Source organism: Aeromonas sp. 160P, assembly GCF_055193095.1.
The window spans coordinates 1,633,031-1,652,121 of the sequence record NZ_JBUXKV010000001.1 but is presented as its reverse complement, the minus strand read 5'-3'; the positions used below and the strand labels follow the sequence as shown (position 1 = coordinate 1,652,121).

The 19,091-nt window shown below is 59.0% G+C and carries 16 protein-coding genes; 12 read left to right on the top strand and 4 right to left on the bottom strand.

What is annotated here, in order from left to right; all coding sequences use genetic code 11:
* Positions 1-37: 37 nt before the first annotated feature.
* From mrdA to lipA, 8 genes are all read left to right on the top strand, one after another.
* Positions 38-1,960 (top strand): penicillin-binding protein 2, encoded by a 1,923-nt coding sequence (gene mrdA / locus ACY8FN_RS07820; protein WP_463099666.1) that lies wholly within the window; start codon positions 38-40, stop codon positions 1,958-1,960.
* 113 nt (positions 1,961-2,073) lie between these two features.
* Positions 2,074-3,177: a rod shape-determining protein RodA gene (rodA, locus tag ACY8FN_RS07815; RefSeq protein WP_101325569.1), complete on the top strand. Its 1,104-nt coding sequence runs from the start codon at positions 2,074-2,076 to the stop codon at positions 3,175-3,177.
* Positions 3,177-4,175 (top strand): lytic murein transglycosylase B, encoded by a 999-nt coding sequence (mltB, locus tag ACY8FN_RS07810; protein WP_463099665.1) that lies wholly within the window; start codon positions 3,177-3,179, stop codon positions 4,173-4,175. The genes rodA and mltB overlap by 1 nt, the downstream gene beginning before the upstream one ends.
* A complete protein-coding gene (locus ACY8FN_RS07805; RefSeq protein ID WP_463099664.1) occupies positions 4,117-5,100 on the top strand; it encodes a septal ring lytic transglycosylase RlpA family protein in 984 nt (327 codons plus the stop codon). Before mltB ends, ACY8FN_RS07805 begins: the two co-directional genes overlap by 59 nt.
* 187 nt (positions 5,101-5,287) lie before the next feature.
* A complete protein-coding gene (locus ACY8FN_RS07800) occupies positions 5,288-6,484 on the top strand; it encodes a D-alanyl-D-alanine carboxypeptidase family protein (RefSeq protein ID WP_042022803.1) in 1,197 nt (398 codons plus the stop codon).
* 294 nt (positions 6,485-6,778) lie between these two features.
* Complete coding sequence (gene ybeD, locus ACY8FN_RS07795) at positions 6,779-7,042, top strand: DUF493 family protein YbeD (RefSeq protein WP_042022802.1); 264 nt, start codon at positions 6,779-6,781, stop codon at positions 7,040-7,042.
* Positions 7,043-7,093: 51 nt separating this feature from the next.
* Entirely contained in the window at positions 7,094-7,771 is a 678-nt protein-coding gene (gene lipB / locus ACY8FN_RS07790) for a lipoyl(octanoyl) transferase LipB (RefSeq protein WP_463099663.1), read from the top strand.
* 98 nt (positions 7,772-7,869) lie between these two features.
* Entirely contained in the window at positions 7,870-8,835 is a 966-nt protein-coding gene (gene lipA, locus ACY8FN_RS07785) for a lipoyl synthase (protein ID WP_101325574.1), read from the top strand.
* 110 nt (positions 8,836-8,945) lie between these two features.
* Here the strand turns inward: lipA and ACY8FN_RS07780 are convergent, their stop codons facing one another.
* Together ACY8FN_RS07780 and ACY8FN_RS07775 are read right to left on the bottom strand one after the other, a co-directional pair.
* Positions 8,946-9,512 (bottom strand): NUDIX domain-containing protein, encoded by a 567-nt coding sequence (locus tag ACY8FN_RS07780; protein WP_463101142.1) that lies wholly within the window; start codon positions 9,510-9,512, stop codon positions 8,946-8,948.
* Positions 9,513-9,516: 4 nt separating this feature from the next.
* Positions 9,517-10,317, bottom strand: a complete 801-nt coding sequence (locus tag ACY8FN_RS07775) for a DUF2989 domain-containing protein (RefSeq protein WP_463099662.1) — start codon at positions 10,315-10,317, stop codon at positions 9,517-9,519.
* Between the two features lie 455 nt (positions 10,318-10,772).
* On the opposite strand from ACY8FN_RS07775, the gene ACY8FN_RS07770 reads away from it, so the two are divergent.
* Positions 10,773-11,081 carry a YeaC family protein gene (locus ACY8FN_RS07770; RefSeq protein WP_139692949.1) on the top strand — a complete coding sequence of 103 codons (309 nt, stop codon included), beginning with the start codon at positions 10,773-10,775 and terminating at the stop codon, positions 11,079-11,081.
* 276 nt (positions 11,082-11,357) lie between these two features.
* On the opposite strand, the gene ansA is transcribed toward ACY8FN_RS07770, so the two are convergent.
* Positions 11,358-12,365 (bottom strand): asparaginase, encoded by a 1,008-nt coding sequence (ansA, locus tag ACY8FN_RS07765; RefSeq protein WP_463099661.1) that lies wholly within the window; start codon positions 12,363-12,365, stop codon positions 11,358-11,360.
* A 443-nt stretch (positions 12,366-12,808) separates the two neighbouring features.
* Between ansA and gltS the strand changes: the two genes are divergently transcribed.
* Complete coding sequence (gltS, locus tag ACY8FN_RS07760) at positions 12,809-14,008, top strand: sodium/glutamate symporter (protein ID WP_042022793.1); 1,200 nt, start codon at positions 12,809-12,811, stop codon at positions 14,006-14,008.
* A 239-nt stretch (positions 14,009-14,247) separates the two neighbouring features.
* Here the strand turns inward: gltS and ACY8FN_RS07755 are convergent, their stop codons facing one another.
* Positions 14,248-16,119, bottom strand: coding sequence for a methyl-accepting chemotaxis protein (locus tag ACY8FN_RS07755; RefSeq protein WP_101320935.1), 1,872 nt, complete (start codon positions 16,117-16,119; stop codon positions 14,248-14,250).
* A 255-nt stretch (positions 16,120-16,374) separates the two neighbouring features.
* Between ACY8FN_RS07755 and prfB the strand changes: the two genes are divergently transcribed.
* A protein-coding gene (gene prfB / locus ACY8FN_RS07750) for a peptide chain release factor 2 (RefSeq protein ID WP_098970334.1) occupies positions 16,375-17,473 on the top strand; the annotation gives its coding sequence in 2 pieces (ribosomal slippage) (positions 16,375-16,449 and positions 16,451-17,473; 1,098 coding nt in all).
* A 16-nt stretch (positions 17,474-17,489) separates the two neighbouring features.
* The gene (lysS, locus tag ACY8FN_RS07745) at positions 17,490-19,025 is read left to right on the top strand and encodes a lysine--tRNA ligase (protein ID WP_101320933.1); all 1,536 of its coding nucleotides are present in this window, start codon (positions 17,490-17,492) and stop codon (positions 19,023-19,025) included.
* Positions 19,026-19,091 lie beyond the last annotated feature (66 nt).

Sequence of the window (19,091 nt, the reverse complement as noted above, 5' to 3'; positions counted from 1 at the left end):
TCACTGCTCATGATCTCGTCAACCAGAAGGTAACGGCATGTTGAAGAATCGCATCGAGATGCGCGATCACAGTGCCGAGGGCAATCTGTTCTTCCGGCGCACCCTGGTAGCCTACATCGGCATCGTCGTGCTGATGCTGGTGCTGCTGGGTAATCTCTATTATCTGCAGGTTGAATCTTTTGACACCTACCAGACCCGCTCCAACTCCAACCGCATCCGGGTGGTGCCGGTGGCGCCCCCTCGCGGGCTCATCTATGACGCCAACGGCGTGCTGTTGGCAGAAAACCGTCCGGTCTACAGTCTGGAAATCGTGCCGGAAGAGACCAAAGATCTCGAGCTCACCGCCGACCAGCTGATCACCCTGCTGGGGCTGCCGGAGGGGACCAAAGAGAAATTTCTGGCCGAAGTGAAGCGTCAGCGCCGCTTCAAGCCAGTCCCCTTGTTCGAGAAACTGACCGAGTATCAGGTGGCCCTCTTTTCGGTCAACCAGCACAACTATCCGGGCGCCAGCATCGAGGCCAACCTCAAGCGCTACTACCCGTTTGGTGACACCCTCACCCACGCGCTGGGCTATGTGGCCAAGATCAACACCCGGGATGTGGAGCGCCTCGAGAAAGAGGAGAAGCTCGCCAACTACGCAGCCACCAAGGATATCGGCAAACAGGGGGTCGAGAAGTTTTACGAGGAGCAGCTACACGGGGTCGCAGGCTATCAGGAGGTCGAGGTGAACAACCGCGGCCGGGTGGTCCGCACCCTCAAGTTCCAGCCGCCCACTCCCGGCAAGGATATCTACCTCAATATCGACATCCGGATGCAGCTGAAAGCCCAGCAAATGCTGGCGGGCCAGCGTGGTGCCATCGTGATGATGAACCCGCAAACCGGCGCCATCATCGCCATGGAGTCGAGCCCGAGCTACGACCCCAACCTGTTCGTCACCGGTATCTCCAGTGCCAACTACTCGGGACTGCTCAACGATCCGGCACGTCCTTTGGTGAACCGCACCACGCAGGGCATCTATGCCCCCGCTTCCACCGTCAAACCCATGATGTCAGTGATGGGGCTCAACGAGGGGGCCATCACCCCCAACTATCGTTACTTCGGTGGCCCGAGCTTCTCCATTCCCGGCACCACCAAGAAGTTTCGCGACTGGCGCCGCTGGGGCCATGGCTGGCTCGATGTCTATCGCGCCATCGAGGTCTCGGCGGATACCTACTTCTACGATCTCGCCTATCGGGTCGGCATCGACAAGATCCACAGCTACATGACCAAGTTCGGTTTTGGTCAGTACAGTGGGGTCGACCTCTATGAAGAGACCAAAGGCGTCATGCCGTCCCGTGACTGGAAAATGGCCCGCTGGCGCCAGCCCTGGTATCAGGGGGACACCATCTCCATCGGTATCGGTCAGGGCTACTGGAGCGCGACGCCGATCCAGCTGGCCAAGGCGATCAGCATCCTGACCCAAAACGGTCACGATGTGACGCCTCACCTGCTCAAGAGCACTGCCTCGCTGGCGGAGGTCGTGAATGCCCCTATCAACCCCAATATCGCCCTCAAAGCCAAAAGCGACAGCTATTGGCAGGTTGCCAAAGAGGGGATGTGGCGGGTGAACCAGGGCAAGGAAGGGAGTGGCCGCCACGCCTTTGCCAACACCCCCTATGCCTCGGGTGGCAAGTCGGGCACTGCGCAGGTGGTCAACATGAAAGAGAATCAGGTCTACAACGCCAAGAACATGAAGGTAGAGCACCGTGACAACGCCCTGTTCGTCGCCTTTGCTCCCTTTGATGCGCCTAAAGCGGTGATCGCACTGGTACTCGAAAACGCCGGCGGCGGCAGTAAAAATGCAGCGCCGGTGGCGCGCGCCATGCTGGATGCCTACTTGCTCCCCCCGGATCCGCAACTGCCACCGGCACCGACGCCAACCACGCCGTCCCAGCCGAGCGAGGTCAGCCCCAGTGAGTAACGCCGCCCGCCAGCAAGGCTGCGGGCATCAATCAGATGTCCATCGGCCGCAGCAGGCTGACCCGATTTTGCGCCACCAAGAGGTGCCGTCAATTCAGCACAAGGTTATTTCCCATGAGTAATTCCGCTCGGCAGCAAAGCATCTGGTACAAGATGCATATCGATCTGCCGCTGTTTCTCGGCCTGCTGGCCGTGATGACGCTCTCCATGGTGGTGCTCTACTCCGCCTCCGGTCAGGATCTCGACTCCATCGTGCGCCAGCTGGTACGGGGCGGCATCGCCTTTGCCCTGATGATTGCCATGGCCCAGTTGCCACCGTCGCTGTATGCCCGCTGGTCGGTGCCACTGTTCGCGGTGGTAGTGCTGATGCTGATTGCGGTGGATGTGTTCGGCCATATCGGCAAGGGGGCCCAGCGCTGGCTCGATCTCGGCTTTATGAAGTTCCAGCCCTCCGAGGTCATGAAGCTCTCCATGCCGATCATGGTGGCCGCCTGGCTCAGCCGCCACTCGCTGCCCCCCAAGTTCAGCCATGTGGTGATCGCCCTCATCATGGTGCTGCTGCCCACCCTGCTGATCGCCGCCCAGCCCGATCTCGGCACCTCCATTCTGGTGGCAGCCTCCGGCTTCTTCGTCATCTTCCTGGCGGGGCTCAGCTGGTGGCTGATCGGGCTTGCGGTCATGCTGATCCTGGCCTTTATGCCGGTACTCTGGTTCTTCCTGATGCACGACTACCAGCGCCAGCGGGTGATGATGCTGATCGACCCGGAGAAAGACCCGCTTGGCCGTGGCTATCACATCATTCAATCCAAAATCGCCATCGGCTCCGGCGGCGTGTTCGGCAAGGGGTGGCTGCAAGGCACCCAGTCCCAACTGGAGTTCCTGCCCGAGCGCCATACCGACTTTATCTTCGCGGTATTTAGCGAGGAGTTTGGTCTGGTGGGGGTCGCCCTGTTGCTGGTGCTTTATCTCTACGTCATCAGCCGCTGCCTCTATATCTCGATGCAGGCCCAGAGCAGCTTCGAGCGGCTGCTGGGGGGCGCCATCACCCTCACCTTCTTCGTCTATGTGTTCGTCAACATGGGCATGGTGAGTGGCATTCTGCCGGTGGTAGGGGTGCCCCTGCCGCTGGTGAGCTATGGTGGCACCTCCATGGTGACCCTGATGGCTGGCTTCGGCATACTGATGTCCATTCAGACCCACAGAAGACTGCTGGCCTGATGAGACGGGTCGGATTGTCGATCGCCCTCTTCGCCTCGATGGCAACCGCCGCCGTGGCGCCGGATCGACTGGCGCTGCTCGCCGAGCAGCAACAGGTGCCGCTGGCCGAGTTGCAAGCCGCAGTCGCCCGCGCCCAGCTGCGCCAGGAAGTGCTCGACACCATCAGCAAGCCATGGGAAGCCAAACCCTGGCATCGCTACCGGCCGCTGTTCGTCACCCCGGATCGCATCCGGGATGGGCTGCAGTTCTGGCGGCAACATGCTGCCACCTTGACGCGGGCCGAGCAGACCTATCAGGTACCGGCGTCAATCATAGTGGCCATTATCGGGGTAGAGACCTTCTATGGTCGTCAGATGGGCCGTCATCCGGTGCTCGATAGCCTCTACACCTTGGGGTTTCACTACCCAGAGCGCAGCGACTTCTTCGCCAAGGAGTTTGCCCAGCTGGTGTTGCTGGCAAAAGAGGAGGGATGGGCGCTGGACCGCCTCAAGGGCTCCTATGCCGGGGCCATGGGGATGGGCCAGTTCATGCCCTCCAGCTACCGCCACTACGCTGTTGATTTCGATGGCAATGGTAAGCGGGATCTGTTTGCCAACCCGGTCGATGCCATCGGCAGCGTGGCCAACTATTTTGCCAGCCACCAGTGGCGCTGGGGGGAATCCGTGGTGGAACCAGCCCAGATCGGGCTGATGGCAGTAGAACCGTTACTGAGATCCGAGCCTGAGCTCACACAACAGTGGTCAGAACTGGCGGCGGCAGGGATTGAGCTCGCCACGCCGCTGGCCCCACAGACGCCGGTCAAGTTACTGGCGTTTGCCCAAGCCGATGGACCGGAATACTGGGTCGCACGGCATAACTTTTATGTGATCACCCGTTACAATCGCAGCCCACTTTATGCGATGGCGGTGTATCAACTTAGCCAAGCCATTCAGGAAGCGTATGCATCTTCGTCACAAACTCCTCCCGCTCAGCCTGAGCTTGTTGCTGGCCGCCTGTAGCAGCCAGCCGGAACAGACCGTCCCCGTCGAGCCGCAAGCACCGGTCAGCAAGCCGCCTGTTATCGAGATCCCGCAAGCCACCGGCGCCATTCCGCGCCCCGAGCCCCTGAGTGCCAGCGGCAACCGGGACTACTGGATCGGCAAGCAGAAAAACGAGGTGTGGCGCGATATCAAGCACTACAGCGAAGAGGGCACCGCCAGCTGGCTGTCGCCGGATCTGGACGGCCAGAATACCGCCAACGGCGATGTGCTGGACAGCAAGCTGTTCAGCGCCGCCCACCGCAACCTGCCCATCCCGAGCTATGTGCGGGTCACCAATCTGGACAACGGGCTGGAGACGATCGTGCGGGTCAACGATCGCGGCCCGTTCAACAGCCCTCGCCTGATCGATCTCTCCTACGCTGCCGCCAAGCAGCTGGAGATGGTCGATAGCGGTGAAGCGCGAGTCCGGCTGGAGCTGATCAACGACACCCCGGATCAGATGGTGATCATGGAGCCGATGAAGCCCATCGAGATGACCCCGACCACTCCGGCCGCTGCGGCCTCCAACACCCTGTCGCAAGATGGCTTCCTGGGTGAACCGACCGCGCTGGCGATGGCTACCCCCGCCGCCGACCCGGCCCCCGTCAAGGCGCTAGCCAAAGCGCCTGCCAAAGCGGCGCCTGTCAAAGCAGCGTCAGCCAAGGCCGCAGCGCCCGCCAGCAGCGGCGATGGCAAGATGATCCAGGTGCTGGCCAGCGGCTCACAGGAGCGGGCCGAGGCGATGGGCAAGGTGATGACCCAGCGCTACGGCGTGCCCTATCGGGTCGATGCCCATGGCGCCATTTTCCGGGTACTGATTGGCCCGGTCGCCGCCGACCAGCAGGCCAGTGTGCTGGAAAAAGTACGTCAGGGCGGGCTGGAACAGGCCTTTATCGTTCCCTGATCATCCCCCTTTTGCAGCGAGGGTGACTAACCACTTACTTACTGTCATCACGTCGTTTTATGGCGTGATGACAGGGAGTGATGGATAAAAAACCAGTTCTAATCGCCATGTCGGGCTATAACCTGCGGGCGCATCTGGTATAGTTAGGCCCGCATTTTATCCCCATCTGGCTCGCAGGAATTTCAAGATGTCCAAATTTGCCCGTTCAGTTCTTCTGGCCTCGCTGGTCAGCGTTACCGCCCAGGCCAATACGCCGGTGCCGACACCGACCCCGAATGCCATGCCTATGGTGGTACCCGCCGCGCCGGAGATCTCCGCCAAGGCCCATATTCTGATCGACTACTACTCGGGTCAGGTACTGGCCGAGCAGAACGCCGAAGAGCGTCTGCCGCCCGCCAGTCTGACCAAGATGATGACCTCCTACATCATCGGCCAGGAGCTGCTGAAGGGGAACATCAAGCGCACCGACATGGTGACCATCAGCCAGAACGCCTGGTCCAAGAACTACTCCGACTCCTCCAAGATGTTTATCGAGGTGGGCAAGCAGGTCTCCGTCGATGACCTGAACAAAGGCATCATCATCCAGTCCGGCAACGACGCCTGCGTCGCCATGGCAGAATTCCTGGCGGGCAGCACCGACTCCTTCGCCAGCCTGATGAACAGCTGGGCCGCCAAGCTTGGCATGAACGACAGCCACTTCATGAACCCGCACGGTCTGGATGCGGAAGGCCACTATAGTACCGCTCACGATATGGCCCGTCTGGGTCAGGCGCTGATCCGCGACCTGCCGGAGGAGTACAAGGTCTACTCCCAGAAATCCTTCGTGTTCAACGGCATCACCCAACACAACCGCAACCGCCTGCTGTGGGATCAATCCCTGCAAGTGGATGGCATCAAGACCGGCCACGTTAGCCAGGTCGGCTACAACCTGGTCTCTTCTGCCACCAACAACGAAGGCATGCGCCTGATCGCCGTGGTATTCGGAGCCAGCAGTGAAGGGTCCCGTGCGGCCGAGAGCAAGAAGCTGCTCACCTACGGTTTCCGCTTCTTCCAGAGCCTGACCCCGTACAAAGCCGGTACCGAGCTGGTCACCCAGAAGATCTGGATGGGCGACAAGTCTGAGGTGAAACTGGGGGTTGATCAGGATGTTTCCGTACTGGTTACCCGTGGTCAGGGCAACAACCTGAAAGCGGATTTCCAGCTCGATAGCGAGCTGAAAGCGCCGCTGGCCAAAGGCCAGCGCGTCGGTACCGTGTTCCTGAAGCAGGGTGACAAGGAGATCAAACAGGTTCCGCTGGTTGCCCTGGAAGAGGTGCAGGAAGGTGGTCTGGTGAGCCGTCTGTGGGATTATCTGGTACTGCTGGTCACCAGCTGGTTCAAGTAATCACGGCGCAATATAGTCACCTAGCAGCGGCGCCAACAGGCGCCGCTGCTGCCTTTGTGATACCTGCACTGTGAATAACCCTGCAAACTGCCGGTTCCGCCCTCCCCTGATTTGTGGTAAAAAGCAGCACTTCCATTTCTGGTCTGACTGATGCTGGCCTTGATCCAGGTCCGGGCAGTGCCCATATAGAGATGAGCCGTGTCCATACAGACTTGAAATGGCGGCTTTTGCGAGTCATAGGCCACTAGCTATCCAAGATGAAGTCATCCCGTTGATGACGAAAAAGGTGAGTAAATGAATACCAAATTTGATGAACTGCTGGAGTTTCCCTGCAAATTCCCGTTCAAGGTGCTCGGCATTGCCGACCCCGCGCTGCCCCATAGAGTAGTGGAAGTGCTGCAACAGCACGCTCCCGGCACCTACAGCCCAACCGTTCAGCCCAGTGCCAAAGGTACTTACCACTCGGTACGCGTGACGGTGACGGCCCAGAACAAAGAACATATCGAAGCCATGTACAAAGCGCTCGGCGATATCGAGCTGGTCAAATACGTACTGTAACTTCTCTCTCGCCCCGTTCTGCGGGGCGACTGTTTTTGTGCTGAGGAAGCCATGCCATCCCGGATCCCCGTCCAGTCCCAACTGATCGTCAGACATCTGGGCCGCCGCCCCTACCAACCGGTATGGGACGCCATGAAAGAGTTCACCGACCACCGCACCAGCGATACCCCGGACGAGTTCTGGGTGGTCGAGCACGATCCCGTCTACACCCAGGGGCAGGCTGGCAAGGCCGAACACCTGCTCAATCCGGGCAACATTCCGGTGGTGCAGAGCGATCGTGGCGGTCAAATTACCTATCATGGCCCGGGCCAGCTGGTGCTCTACGTACTGGTGGATGTACGTCGCTGTAAATTCTCGGTCCGCGAGCTGGTGACAGCACTGGAAACCGCCATTATCAGCACCCTTGCCAAGAGCGATATCCAGGCATATGCCAAGGCAGACGCCCCCGGGGTCTATGTGAAAAATGAACTCGGCATGGAGGCCAAGCTGGCCTCGCTCGGACTGCGGATCCGCAAGGGCTGCTCGTTCCACGGGCTGGCTCTCAACATCAACATGGACATGACCCCCTTCCTGCACATCAACCCGTGCGGCTATGCGGGCATGGCCATGACCCAGACCAGCGCCCTGGGCGGCCCCCAAAGCGTGGCCGAGGCGCAAGCCATTCTGGTAGCCGAACTGGCCAAGCTGATTGGCTATGACGCAATAACCAATACCGAAGCGGCATCATAAGCAGACCCGCTGCTGCCCGGCGATGCCGCGCAGCAATGGGGATATGCAAGTGACCCGACAGCTATCAATCAAACAATAACAAACACCGAGAGTGAATCATGAGCAAACCCGTTCGTATGGAGCCGGGCGTCAAGCTGCGCGATGGCGACAAGATGGCCCTGATCCCGGTGAAATTCATGCCGGATCCAAGCGAAGAAATTCTACGCAAGCCGGACTGGATGCGGATCAAGCTGCCCCCCTCCAGCCAGAAGATCGAGCACATCAAGAGCACCCTGCGCAAAAACAAGCTGCACTCGGTATGTGAAGAGGCCTCCTGCCCCAATCTGGCTGAGTGCTTCAACCACGGCACGGCCACCTTCATGATCATGGGCGCTATCTGCACCCGTCGTTGCCCCTTCTGCGACGTGGCCCACGGTCGCCCGCTGGCCCTTGATCCGGACGAGCCGCAGAAGCTGGCACTCACCATCAAGGAGATGGGGCTGAAATATGTGGTGATCACCTCGGTAGACCGCGACGACCTGCGTGATGGCGGTGCCCAGCACTTTGCCGACTGCATCAAGCAGATCCGCGAGCACAGCCCGCAGACCCGCATCGAGATCCTCACCCCGGACTTCCGTGGCCGGATGGAGCAGGCGCTGGAGGTGTTCCGCGAGACGCCGCCGGACGTGTTCAACCACAACCTGGAAACCGCCCCGCGCATGTATCGCGTCGCCCGCCCGGGAGCCGACTACAAGTGGTCGCTGGAGCTGCTGCGTCGCATCAAAGAGATGCACCCCCATGTCCCCACCAAATCCGGTGTCATGATGGGTCTGGGCGAGACCAACGAAGAGATCGTTCAGGTACTCACCGATCTGCGCGAGCACGGCGTCAACATGCTGACCCTGGGCCAGTATCTGCAGCCGAGCCGCCACCACCTGCCGGTCAAGCGCTACGTGCCGCCCGCAGAGTTTGACGAGCTGAAAGATGTCGCCATGGCGCTGGGCTTTACCCACGCCGCCTGCGGCCCCTTCGTGCGCTCCTCCTACCATGCGGATCTGCAAGCCAAGGGCGAAGAGGTCAAATAACCTCGCATAAAAGAGAGGTCAAGTAACCTCAACGACGCATGCTAGCAACAAAAAGAGCGCCTATTGGCGCTCTTTTTGTTGCTGTCTCTAACGGTTGCAGCTTGATGCACTCAGCTGCCGTTGTCGAAGATCCCCAGCTGATGCCAGCGTTGCAGCTGGGCCAACACCCGGGTCTCACGGGCCGTCCACTGGGGACAGGGCCCCGCCAGCTGGGTCTTGTTGGTCTGCAACGCTTCGTCGAGCACAAACCAGCCAGGCACAAAGCCGAGGCGGATCTCGTAGGGCTGTGGCTGGGGTGCCACCAGCTGCTCGCCAATCCGGCACAAGTAGTAGAGCGAGCGGATACAGTAGGCATCAAAGCCCGGCTCGCGAGCAGCGCGATACTCGCGGGTCTCACCGAGCAGCGCGCCAACTTCCAGCAACTCGGCACCGCACTCTTCCAGCAGCTCGCGGGCCAGCGCGGCGGCATGGCTTTCGCCCTGCTCGATACCACCGCCCGGGAACATCAGATCGCCATTAACCCGGGAGTGAACCAGCAGCAACTCGTCATCACGCCGCACCACGGCACGCACAGTCAGGCGCTCCAGGGTGCGACCATCAGTGAGCACCTCACCATGCATAAAAGAGAGAGAGAAAGGGTCAGGCCAACAACTGGCCGAAGAGAGTGTGGTCATCATTGCCTCAGGGTCGATAGCTGCCACGCTTGAGCTGCTCGACGATCTCGGCAGCCCGCACATCGTAACCATCCTGCTCCGTTTTGCTCAGTGAGTGATAAATAGCAAAGCGCTTGGCTGACACCTCGGGCGCATCCTGAAACGACTCGCTCACCTTGCCCCACAGATAGGCCAGCCCATACTGCTTTTGCCCCATATAGAGGGTGCTGAGGGAAGTGAGCAGGCGGCTGTTGATCTTATCGCCCTCGCGATAAAGAGAGAGACCGTAATGCAGGATGGCAATGGCTTTGGTGGCATCGCTCTTGGCATAAGACCCCGCGAGCGCCAGTTGCAGCTCAGGCTCATCAACGGCCTTGGTACCTTCCAGCGCCATAAACTGCTGGTGAGCCAACGCGTTGGTGTTGTTGGTCCAGTGCCAGAGCAGCAGATAGGGATCTTGCGAATTGCGAGTCGCCGCATCGAGCTGGGCCAGCTGATCACCTGCGGCCAGCATCCCCTCCACCCGGGGGCTCTTTTGCTCCTTCGCCGCTTTGTACTCGATATTGGTAGAGCGTTCGGCACACTTGAGATAGCGCTCAAGGCCGCGCATCAGCTCATACTTGCGCCGATCCGTGCCCTCCTCTTTCAGGTAGAAGCGGCTACGAATGACATCGGTACGCTCATAGCGGCACCAACCATCGTCCACCAGATCCTGACAAAGCTCGGGATTGTTACCACAAATATTGTGGATGCGGTCGTCATTGCAGCCCGTCACGGCAAGACCGACTGATATCATGATGAGCGTCTGTCGCAGAGAGAAATGGGCCATGGGTCACATCTTGTAGGTAGAGTCAGCGTCTGGTGAGACCGTCGAAAGCTAGCAAGCTGATTACAGATTCATTACAATTAGCGCGCTATATCACGTCGCTATTGCAGAATAATATAACGAAATATACACCCCGACACTGATCTGCATTCGACGAATTTGTGTTTACGGCGACAAGATTGCATAAAAGGTCTCCGGGTTGCCCGCCATCACCACTTGCCGACATGACAAGAACCCCGGGGCAGGCCGCCACCATGCAGTCTACAACCCTAAGCCGGTTTGTTTCGACCAACGGGATACCCGTTTCGTACAACCTCGGTTCGACTGCATCACCACAAGATTCGGCATCAAGACAGATAGGAAATGACCACGAGTTTGAGGACCGCAGATGGCACAGATGGCTGATGCTCAGCCAGCCAGATCCCGGGTTCAAGGAACAATGATAAAGGAGAAGCCGGATGTCATTGCAACAGAGTGAGTTTCAACAAGCGATCAGGCAGATGCCACAAGAGGTGTATGAGCGGCTCAAGACCGCGGTCGAGTTGGGCAAGTGGCCCGATGGCAAGCCCCTCACCGACGAGCAGAAGGCCACCTCCCTGCAAGCGGTGATGGCCTGGCAGGCGATGCACCTCGACCAGCCAGAACACATGAATATCGGTCGCGACGGCGAGATAGTGATGAAGAGCAAGAGCGAGCTAAAACGGCTGTTTCGTGATGAACCTCAGCCGGTTGAAGAGGAGATAGTGCGGGTCAATCTCAATCACTGAGACCACTCGCCATCCCGTCTCGCGGCGGCCAGTCGAACAGCGGCTAATTGAACAGCGAGAGTTCGATACATAGTTCGATAAATAGCAAAGAGGGGAGCCATGATGGCTCCCCTCTTTTTTCCTCTCTCTGCTGGGTGACTCATCCCCTCATCCCCAGCCCTTCTCCCTCCAGGGGAGAAGGGGGCCGTTGGTAGGGTGCAATGAACAAGGTGAATTGCACCGCTATTGATAGCGCTCATCACCGGTGCAATGCGCTGAGCTTATTGCACCCTACAATCAGGGCGTCAGCTCCCCACGCAGGGACTGCTGCATCAGCTCGCGAATCTGGTGGGAGGGCAAGTCCTGACTCAGCAAGAAGTGCAGCTTGGTGAGCGCCGCCTCGGCGGTCATGTCAAAGCCCGAGATGACCCCGGCACGGGAGAGCGCATTGCCGGTGGCATAGCCGCCCATATTGACCTTGCCGTGCAGGCACTGGCTCAGGTTGACGATGATGACGCCACGGGCCGAGGCCTCGGAGAGCAGCGCCAGCATGGCCGGGTTCTGCGGCGCATTGCCCACCCCGAACGACAGCAGGATCAGTGCCTTCACCGGCTGTTGCAGGATGTTGGCGATCACCTCGCTGGAGATCCCCGGATAGAGGGTCACCACGCCGATAGGCTGGGGGGTGATGTCGTGCAGCACCAGCGGCTGCTCGGACGGCACGCCCAGCTCACCCGCTTCCAGCGAGATAGCGATCCCGGCATTGAGCAGCGGCGGATAGTTGGGGGAATCGAAGGCGTGGAAGCCGTCGGCGTGCACCTTCTTGCTGCGGTTACCGCGATAGAGCTGGTTGTTGAAGAACAGCGTCACCTCGTGGATCGGGTAGTTGGCCGCGATGTAGAGGGCGTTGAGCAGGTTCTGCTGACCATCGGAACGCAGCTCGGCCAGCGGGATCTGGGAACCGGTGATGATGACCGGCTTGTGCAGATCTTCGAGCATGAAGGAGAGCGCCGAGGCGGTGAACGACATGGTGTCGGTGCCGTGCAGGATCACAAAGCCATCGTACTTGTCGTAGTTGCGCTTGATGTCTTCGGCGATGCGCTGCCAGTCCGCCGGGGTCATGTCGGAGGAGTCGATGAGGGGCGCATATTCGTGGATATGGTAATCGGGCATCTCGGGGCGGTGGAACTCGGGCATCCGCGCCAGACAGTCTTCCATAAAGCCCGCCATCGGCACGTAGCCGTGATCGGAGCGCTGCATCCCAATGGTGCCGCCTGTGTAGGCAATGTAGATAGACTTCTTCACACCCTCTCCTCTTGATGAAGTGAACACCGCGGGCACATGAGCCATGTCGGGGTGAACAACCATGTCACCTCCCGTCATACCCTCTGCGTGCCACGGAAACTGGCGGATTATAGAGACTGACGCCCCAAATGACAGCCGTTCCATGCACCCTTTTCGGCTTTTCTGCCCTCTACCCCCATAGTGTTAAATGTCACAATAAACCACTAAAACGAGCATTAATACGACAAAGATGGAATTAAACGATGCTTTTTGCTACTATCCGCTCGATTTTTCGTAAATCTCATCTGGATGCCTGAGTATTTCAGGCCCGCACAGGCCCTATCTTCATGGGGCAGGGAGAACTCTCCCCCTCTTTGTTGGCGCTTGAGCCACACTATTTATCCCGGCTGAATCTGTGAGTCTTCATCAACGAAAGGCACAGCCAATCAACATGGGAGTACTTAATGTTACAACTTGATTCCTACGCGACGCTGGTCGCTGCCACTCTGGTATTGCTGCTTGGCCGGGTACTGGTCACCCGGGTCGGGCTGCTACGTACCTTCAACATCCCCAAACCGGTTGCCGGCGGCCTGGTGGTCGCGCTGGTGCTGCTGTTGCTGCGCTCCACCCTGCAGATGGAGCTGCAATTTGATACCAGCCTGCAAACCCCGCTGATGCTGGCATTTTTCGCCTCTATCGGTCTCTCCGCCGATCTCGCCAGCCTGAAACGCGGTGGCAAAGCGGTCGCGACCTTCCTGCTGGTGGTCACCGGTCTGCTGATCGTACAGAACAGTCTAGGTGTGGGTCTGGCGACCCTGCTCGGCCTGGATCCCCACATGGGACTGCTGGCTGGGTCTATCACCCTCTCTGGCGGTCACGGTACCGGCGCAGCCTGGAGCGCCACCTTCTCCGAAAAGTACGGGGTGCAATCTGCCGCCGAACTGGCCATCGCCTGTGCCACCTTCGGTCTGGTGTTGGGCGGTTTGATCGGTGGCCCGGTAGCCCGCCACCTGGTGAAAAAGGTGCAAGTACCCGGTGAAGAGCACAACAAGGATGAAGCCCCCAAGGGCTTCGAGATGCCCGATATGGAGCGTCCCCTCACCACCTTCAGCCTCATTGAGACCCTGGCGCTGATCGCCATCAGCCTCAAGGGGGGCGAACTGCTCTCCGCCTCCCTCAAGGGCGGGATGCTGGAGCTGCCGATCTTCGTCTGTGTGCTGTTTGTCGGCGTGCTGCTGCGCAACCTGCTGACCCTGTTCAACTGGCATGAAGTGAGTGACCGCGAGGTTTCTCTGCTTGGCAACGTCAGCCTGTCGCTGTTCCTCGCCATGGCGCTGATGAGCCTGAAACTGTGGGATCTGGCCAGTCTGGCCCTGCCGATCTTTATCTTGCTAGCCGCCCAGACGGTAGCGATGGCGCTCTACGCCATCTTCGTCACCTTCCGGGTGATGGGCAGCAACTACGATGCCGCCGTGCTGGCAGCGGGCCACTGCGGCTTTGGTCTTGGCGCAACGCCAACCGCCATTGCCAATATGCAGGCCATCACCCAGCGCTTTGGCCCCTCCCATCTGGCGTTCCTGGTAGTGCCCATGGTGGGCGCCTTCTTCATCGACATCATCAACGCCATGGTGATCAAGCTGTTTATGGCGATGCCGTTCCTGTAATTCCCTTCCGGTCAGACGTATATGATCAGAGCCCACCTTGCGGTGGGCTCTTTGCTTGGGCGCTCTTCTCGCCAGCCGACATAGGCAAAGCGGTGTCACTGATCCGGCACCAAGATGGCCGGCGCGCAAACCAGACTGCGCATCCCCCTATGCCCACATTCCCCCGGATAACAAAAAGCCCCGCACTCGAAAGAGGGCGGGGCTTGTTTATGCAGCCAGAAAAGGCCGAGGGTGGCGCCTTACAGGATAAAGGTCGACACCTGCTGGTTCAGGTCGGTGGCACGGCCTTTAAGGCTGTGGGCCTGATCCAGGTCGCGCATGGCAGCGGCAGTGATCTCGTCACTCACATCCTTGATGGCGGTGGTGTTCTGGGTGATCTCGCCGGTCACCTGAGTCTGCTCCTCGGCGGCCGTGGCGATCTGGCCCGCCATGTCGGAGATGAGAGAGATGGCGCTGGTGATCTCTTCCAGCGCACGCACCGCCTGATCGGCATCCTGCACGCTGTTGTCCGCCAGCCCCTGACTGGTCTGCATCAGGCTCACCGCACGGGCGGTGGTCTGTTGCAGGGTCTCGATGGTGGACTGGATCTGCTGGGTGGAGTCCTGGGTACGGCGCGACAACACCCGCACCTCATCCGCCACCACGGCGAAACCACGACCCTGCTCACCGGCACGGGCCGCTTCGATGGCGGCGTTCAACGCCAGCAGGTTGGTCTGCTCGGCAATCCCCTGAATGGTAGAGAGGATGCTGGTGATGGCCTGCGCGTGGCGGCTCAGCTCACCGATCACTTCGGTTGCCTGTCCCACCTCTGCAGCCAGGCCATTGATGGACTGACGGGTCTTGTTAACCAGCATCTTGCCTTGCTCACTGCTCTGGGCTGATTGCTGGGCGGCAGCGGCGGTGTTCTCGGCGTTGCCGGCGATCTCCATGGTGGCGCTCGCCATCTCGGTAACCGCCGTGGCGACCATGGTCACCTCTTGCTGCTGACGTTGTAGCTCATCCACCGCGGCCTGGTTGGTCACCAGACTGCGCTCGGCATCGGCGTTCAGCTCGTTGGCCAGCTTGCGGATATTGCCGATCAACTGGTGCTGACTGCCGACGAAACGGTTGAAACTGTTGGCCAGCTGGCCCACTTCATCGTTGGCTTCGGTCTTGATGCGCTGGGTCAAATCCCCGTTACCGTCGGCGATGCGAGCGAGAGCCTGGGAAACCTTGCTCAGCGGGCCAAGCAGCATGCTGACCAGCCAGGAGATGGCAAGAATGCTGCCCACCAGTGCCAGCAGCGCCATCCCCAGCTGGGTCATCAGCAGGGAGGATAGCGGCGCTTCGAGTACGGCCTTGTCCAGTACCAGCAACAGCTCCCAGTCAGTGTCCGGAATATCGACCGCCCACAGCAGCTTGTCGCGGCCTTCGCTGTCGAAGTAGGCCGGTACCAGATCCTTGCTCGACTTGCTCTGCTCGATCAGCGCATTGGTCAGATCGTTGTCGATCTCGGTTGCCGGTTTCATCGCCTTGGCCGCATCTTTATAGGCAATGACGGTGCCATCCTTGTGCATCATGATGGCAAAACCGTCGGCAGGCAGCTTCATCTTGGTCACGTCATCCACCAGAGACGCAATGGAGAGGTCACCACCGACCACCCCGCCCTGAGCGGGCTGGGCAAGAGTCACCACCATGATGTTGTAGGCCACGTCGAGATAGGGTTTGGTAACGATCAGGCCACCCTTGCCCATCGCCTCCTGATACCAGCCACGGGAGCGGGGATCATAACCGTCACGGTTGATTGAGGGATCGGAGTCATTCATCTTGCCACTGCCCTCACCGAAGTAAGTGAGCTGGAAGCGGCCAGAAACCTGGGCCTGTTGCAGGGCATTGAGGGGTTCGCCACTGGTCTTGTTGCCGAGCGCCTGAATGACGTCACGACGGGCCGAGAGCCAGTCACTGACACTGGCGGCCTGCTGGCTGCCCAAGCGCTGGACTTGTTCCTGGCTGCCTTGCAGCAGCAGTGCTTTCTGGCTGCTATAGCTCTGCCAGGAGAGTAACGAGATCACCAACGACAGGGCGATCACCACTGACAACAGTATCTTCTGCTTGAGTGAGAGATTGTTCATCATAATTTCTTCTTATATAGATGAGGAGCGGGTTTATCCCTAAAGGTGCACAACACTACGTAGTCATTAGCGACCCGGCAGGTAAAAACTGAACCTGAGAATGGGTCTGCGGGCAATATTTTCTGTCGAGCTGCAGAAAAATGCACCAGAAATTGACAGCTCAAACCGCACAAGCTCAGGCAACCCTGTTTATTCCTTCCACAATTGGCTAGAATATCCTGTTTTTAAGTCACATCGACCCTGAGAGTTTTCACGATGTTCGAAGTTAATCCCGTATTAAATAAACTTAAGGAGCTGTCTGAACGGACCGAGCTTCTTAGGGGGTACCTTTGACTATGATGCCAAGAAAGAGCGTCTAGAAGAGGTCAACGCCGAGCTGGAACAGCCGGACGTCTGGAATGAACCGGAGCGCGCACAGGCACTGGGCAAAGAGCGAGTCACCCTGGAAAACGTGGTCAGCACCATCGACACCCTGACCCAGGGCGTCGATGACGTCGAGATGCTGGTGAGCCTGGCCGTCGAAGGGGAAGATGAAGATACCTTCAACGAAGCCATCGCCGAAGCTGAACAGCTGGAAACCAAGCTGGTAGATCTCGAGTTCCGCCGCATGTTCTCCGGCCAGCACGACGGCTCTGATTGCTATATCGATATCCAGTCCGGATCCGGTGGTACCGAAGCTCAGGATTGGGCCAACATGGTACTGCGCATGTTCCTGCGCTGGGGCGATGCCCACGGTTACAAGCCGGAGCTGATCGAACTGTCAGACGGCGACGTAGCCGGCATCAAGTCCGCCACCATCAAGTTCACCGGCGAATATGCGTTCGGCTGGCTGCGCACTGAAACCGGCGTTCACCGTCTGGTTCGCAAGTCTCCGTTCGATTCTGGCGGCCGTCGTCACACCTCGTTCTGCTCCGTGTTCGTCTATCCCGAGATCGATGATGATATCGATATCGAGATCAACCCGGCAGACCTGCGCATTGACGTTTATCGCGCCTCCGGTGCCGGTGGTCAGCACGTTAACCGTACCGAGTCCGCCGTACGTATTACCCACGTGCCGACCAATACCGTCGTGCAGTGCCAGAACGACCGTTCCCAGCACAAAAACAAAGACCAGTGTATGAAGCAGCTGAAAGCCAAGCTCTACGAGCTGGAGATTCAGAAACAGAACGCTGAGAAACAAGCCCTGGAAGAGACCAAGTCTGATATCGGTTGGGGCAGCCAAATCCGTTCATATGTGCTGGATGACTCCCGTATCAAGGATTTGCGCACCGGCGTCGAAACCCGTAACACCCAAGCGGTACTCGACGGTGACTTGGACAAGTTTATCGAAGCCAGCCTGAAATCAGGTCTGTAAACAAGCAGGAATCACCATGTCTGAACAAACCATTACTCCGGTAGTCGACCAAGCACTCGAATTCAACAACGAGATGACCGAGCGTCGTTCCAAACTGGCCGCCCTGCGCGCCCAGGGTAATCCTTTCCCCAACGATTTTCGTCGTGACAGCCTCTCTGGCGAACTCCATGCCGAGTTTGACGACAAAAACGCCGAGGAGCTGACGAGCCTGGGTAAACGGGTGAAGATTGCCGGTCGCATCATGACCCGCCGGATCATGGGCAAGGCTTCTTTCGCCACCCTGCAGGACATGGCCGGCAAGATCCAGGTCTACGTCACCCGTGACGACCTGCCGGAAGGTTTCTACAACGAGCAGTTCAAGAAGTGGGATCTGGGGGACATCGTCGGTGTCGAAGGCACCCTGTTCAAGACCCAGACCGGTGAGCTCTCCGTTCACGTTTCCGATATCCGCCTGCTGACCAAAGCGCTGCGTCCGCTGCCCGAGAAGCACAAAGGCCTGACCGATCAGGAAGCACGCTGCCGTCAGCGTTACCTGGATCTGATTGCCAACGAAGAGTCCCGCAAGACCTTCGTGATCCGCACCAAAGTGGTTGCCGGGATCCGCAAGTTCTTCAACGACAAGCAGTTTATGGAAGTGGAAACCCCGATGATGCAAGTCATCCCGGGTGGTGCCTCTGCGCGTCCGTTCGTCACTCACCACAATGCGCTGGACATCGACATGTACCTGCGTATCGCCCCGGAGCTCTACCTGAAGCGTCTGGTGGTCGGTGGTTTCGAGCGCGTGTACGAGATCAACCGTAACTTCCGTAACGAAGGTATCTCGGTGCGTCACAACCCCGAGTTCACCATGATCGAGTTCTACATGGCGTACGCCGACTACATCGATCTGATGGACCTGACCGAAGATCTGCTGCGCACCCTGGCGCAAGATATTCTGGGCGACACCCAGATCCGTTACGCCAAAGAGGGCGAAGAGGGTCTGACCATCGATTTCGGTCAGCCGTTCCAGCGCCTCACCATGGTTGACTCCATCCTGAAGTACGCCGACGGCGTGACCCGGGAAGACCTCACTACCCTGGAGAGCGCCAAAGCCGTTGCCAAGCGTCTGCACATCGAACTGATGAAAGGCTGGGAGCTGGGCCACGTGATCACCGCGATCTTTGAAGAGACCGTTGAGCACATGCTGCTGCAACCGACCTTCATCACCGAGTACCCGGCAGCCGTTTCTCCGCTGGCTCGCCGCAACGACGTGAACCCGGACGTAACCGACCGCTTCGAATTCTTCATCGGTGGCCGCGAGCTGGCCAACGGCTTCTCCGAGCTGAACGATGCAGAAGATCAGGCCAAGCGCTTCCAGGATCAGGTTGATCAGAAAGAAGCAGGCGACGACGAAGCCATGTTCTACGACGCCGACTTCGTCACCGCGCTGGAACACGGTCTGCCGCCGACTGCTGGTCAGGGTATCGGTATCGACCGTCTGGTGATGCTGTTCACCAACAGCCACACCATCCGTGACGTCATTCTGTTCCCGGCCTTACGTCCACAAAAGTAAGATCCACAGAAGTAAGCCGTATCCATTGGGTCAATCCCAAGCGTGATAGCCAATAAAAACGCCCCG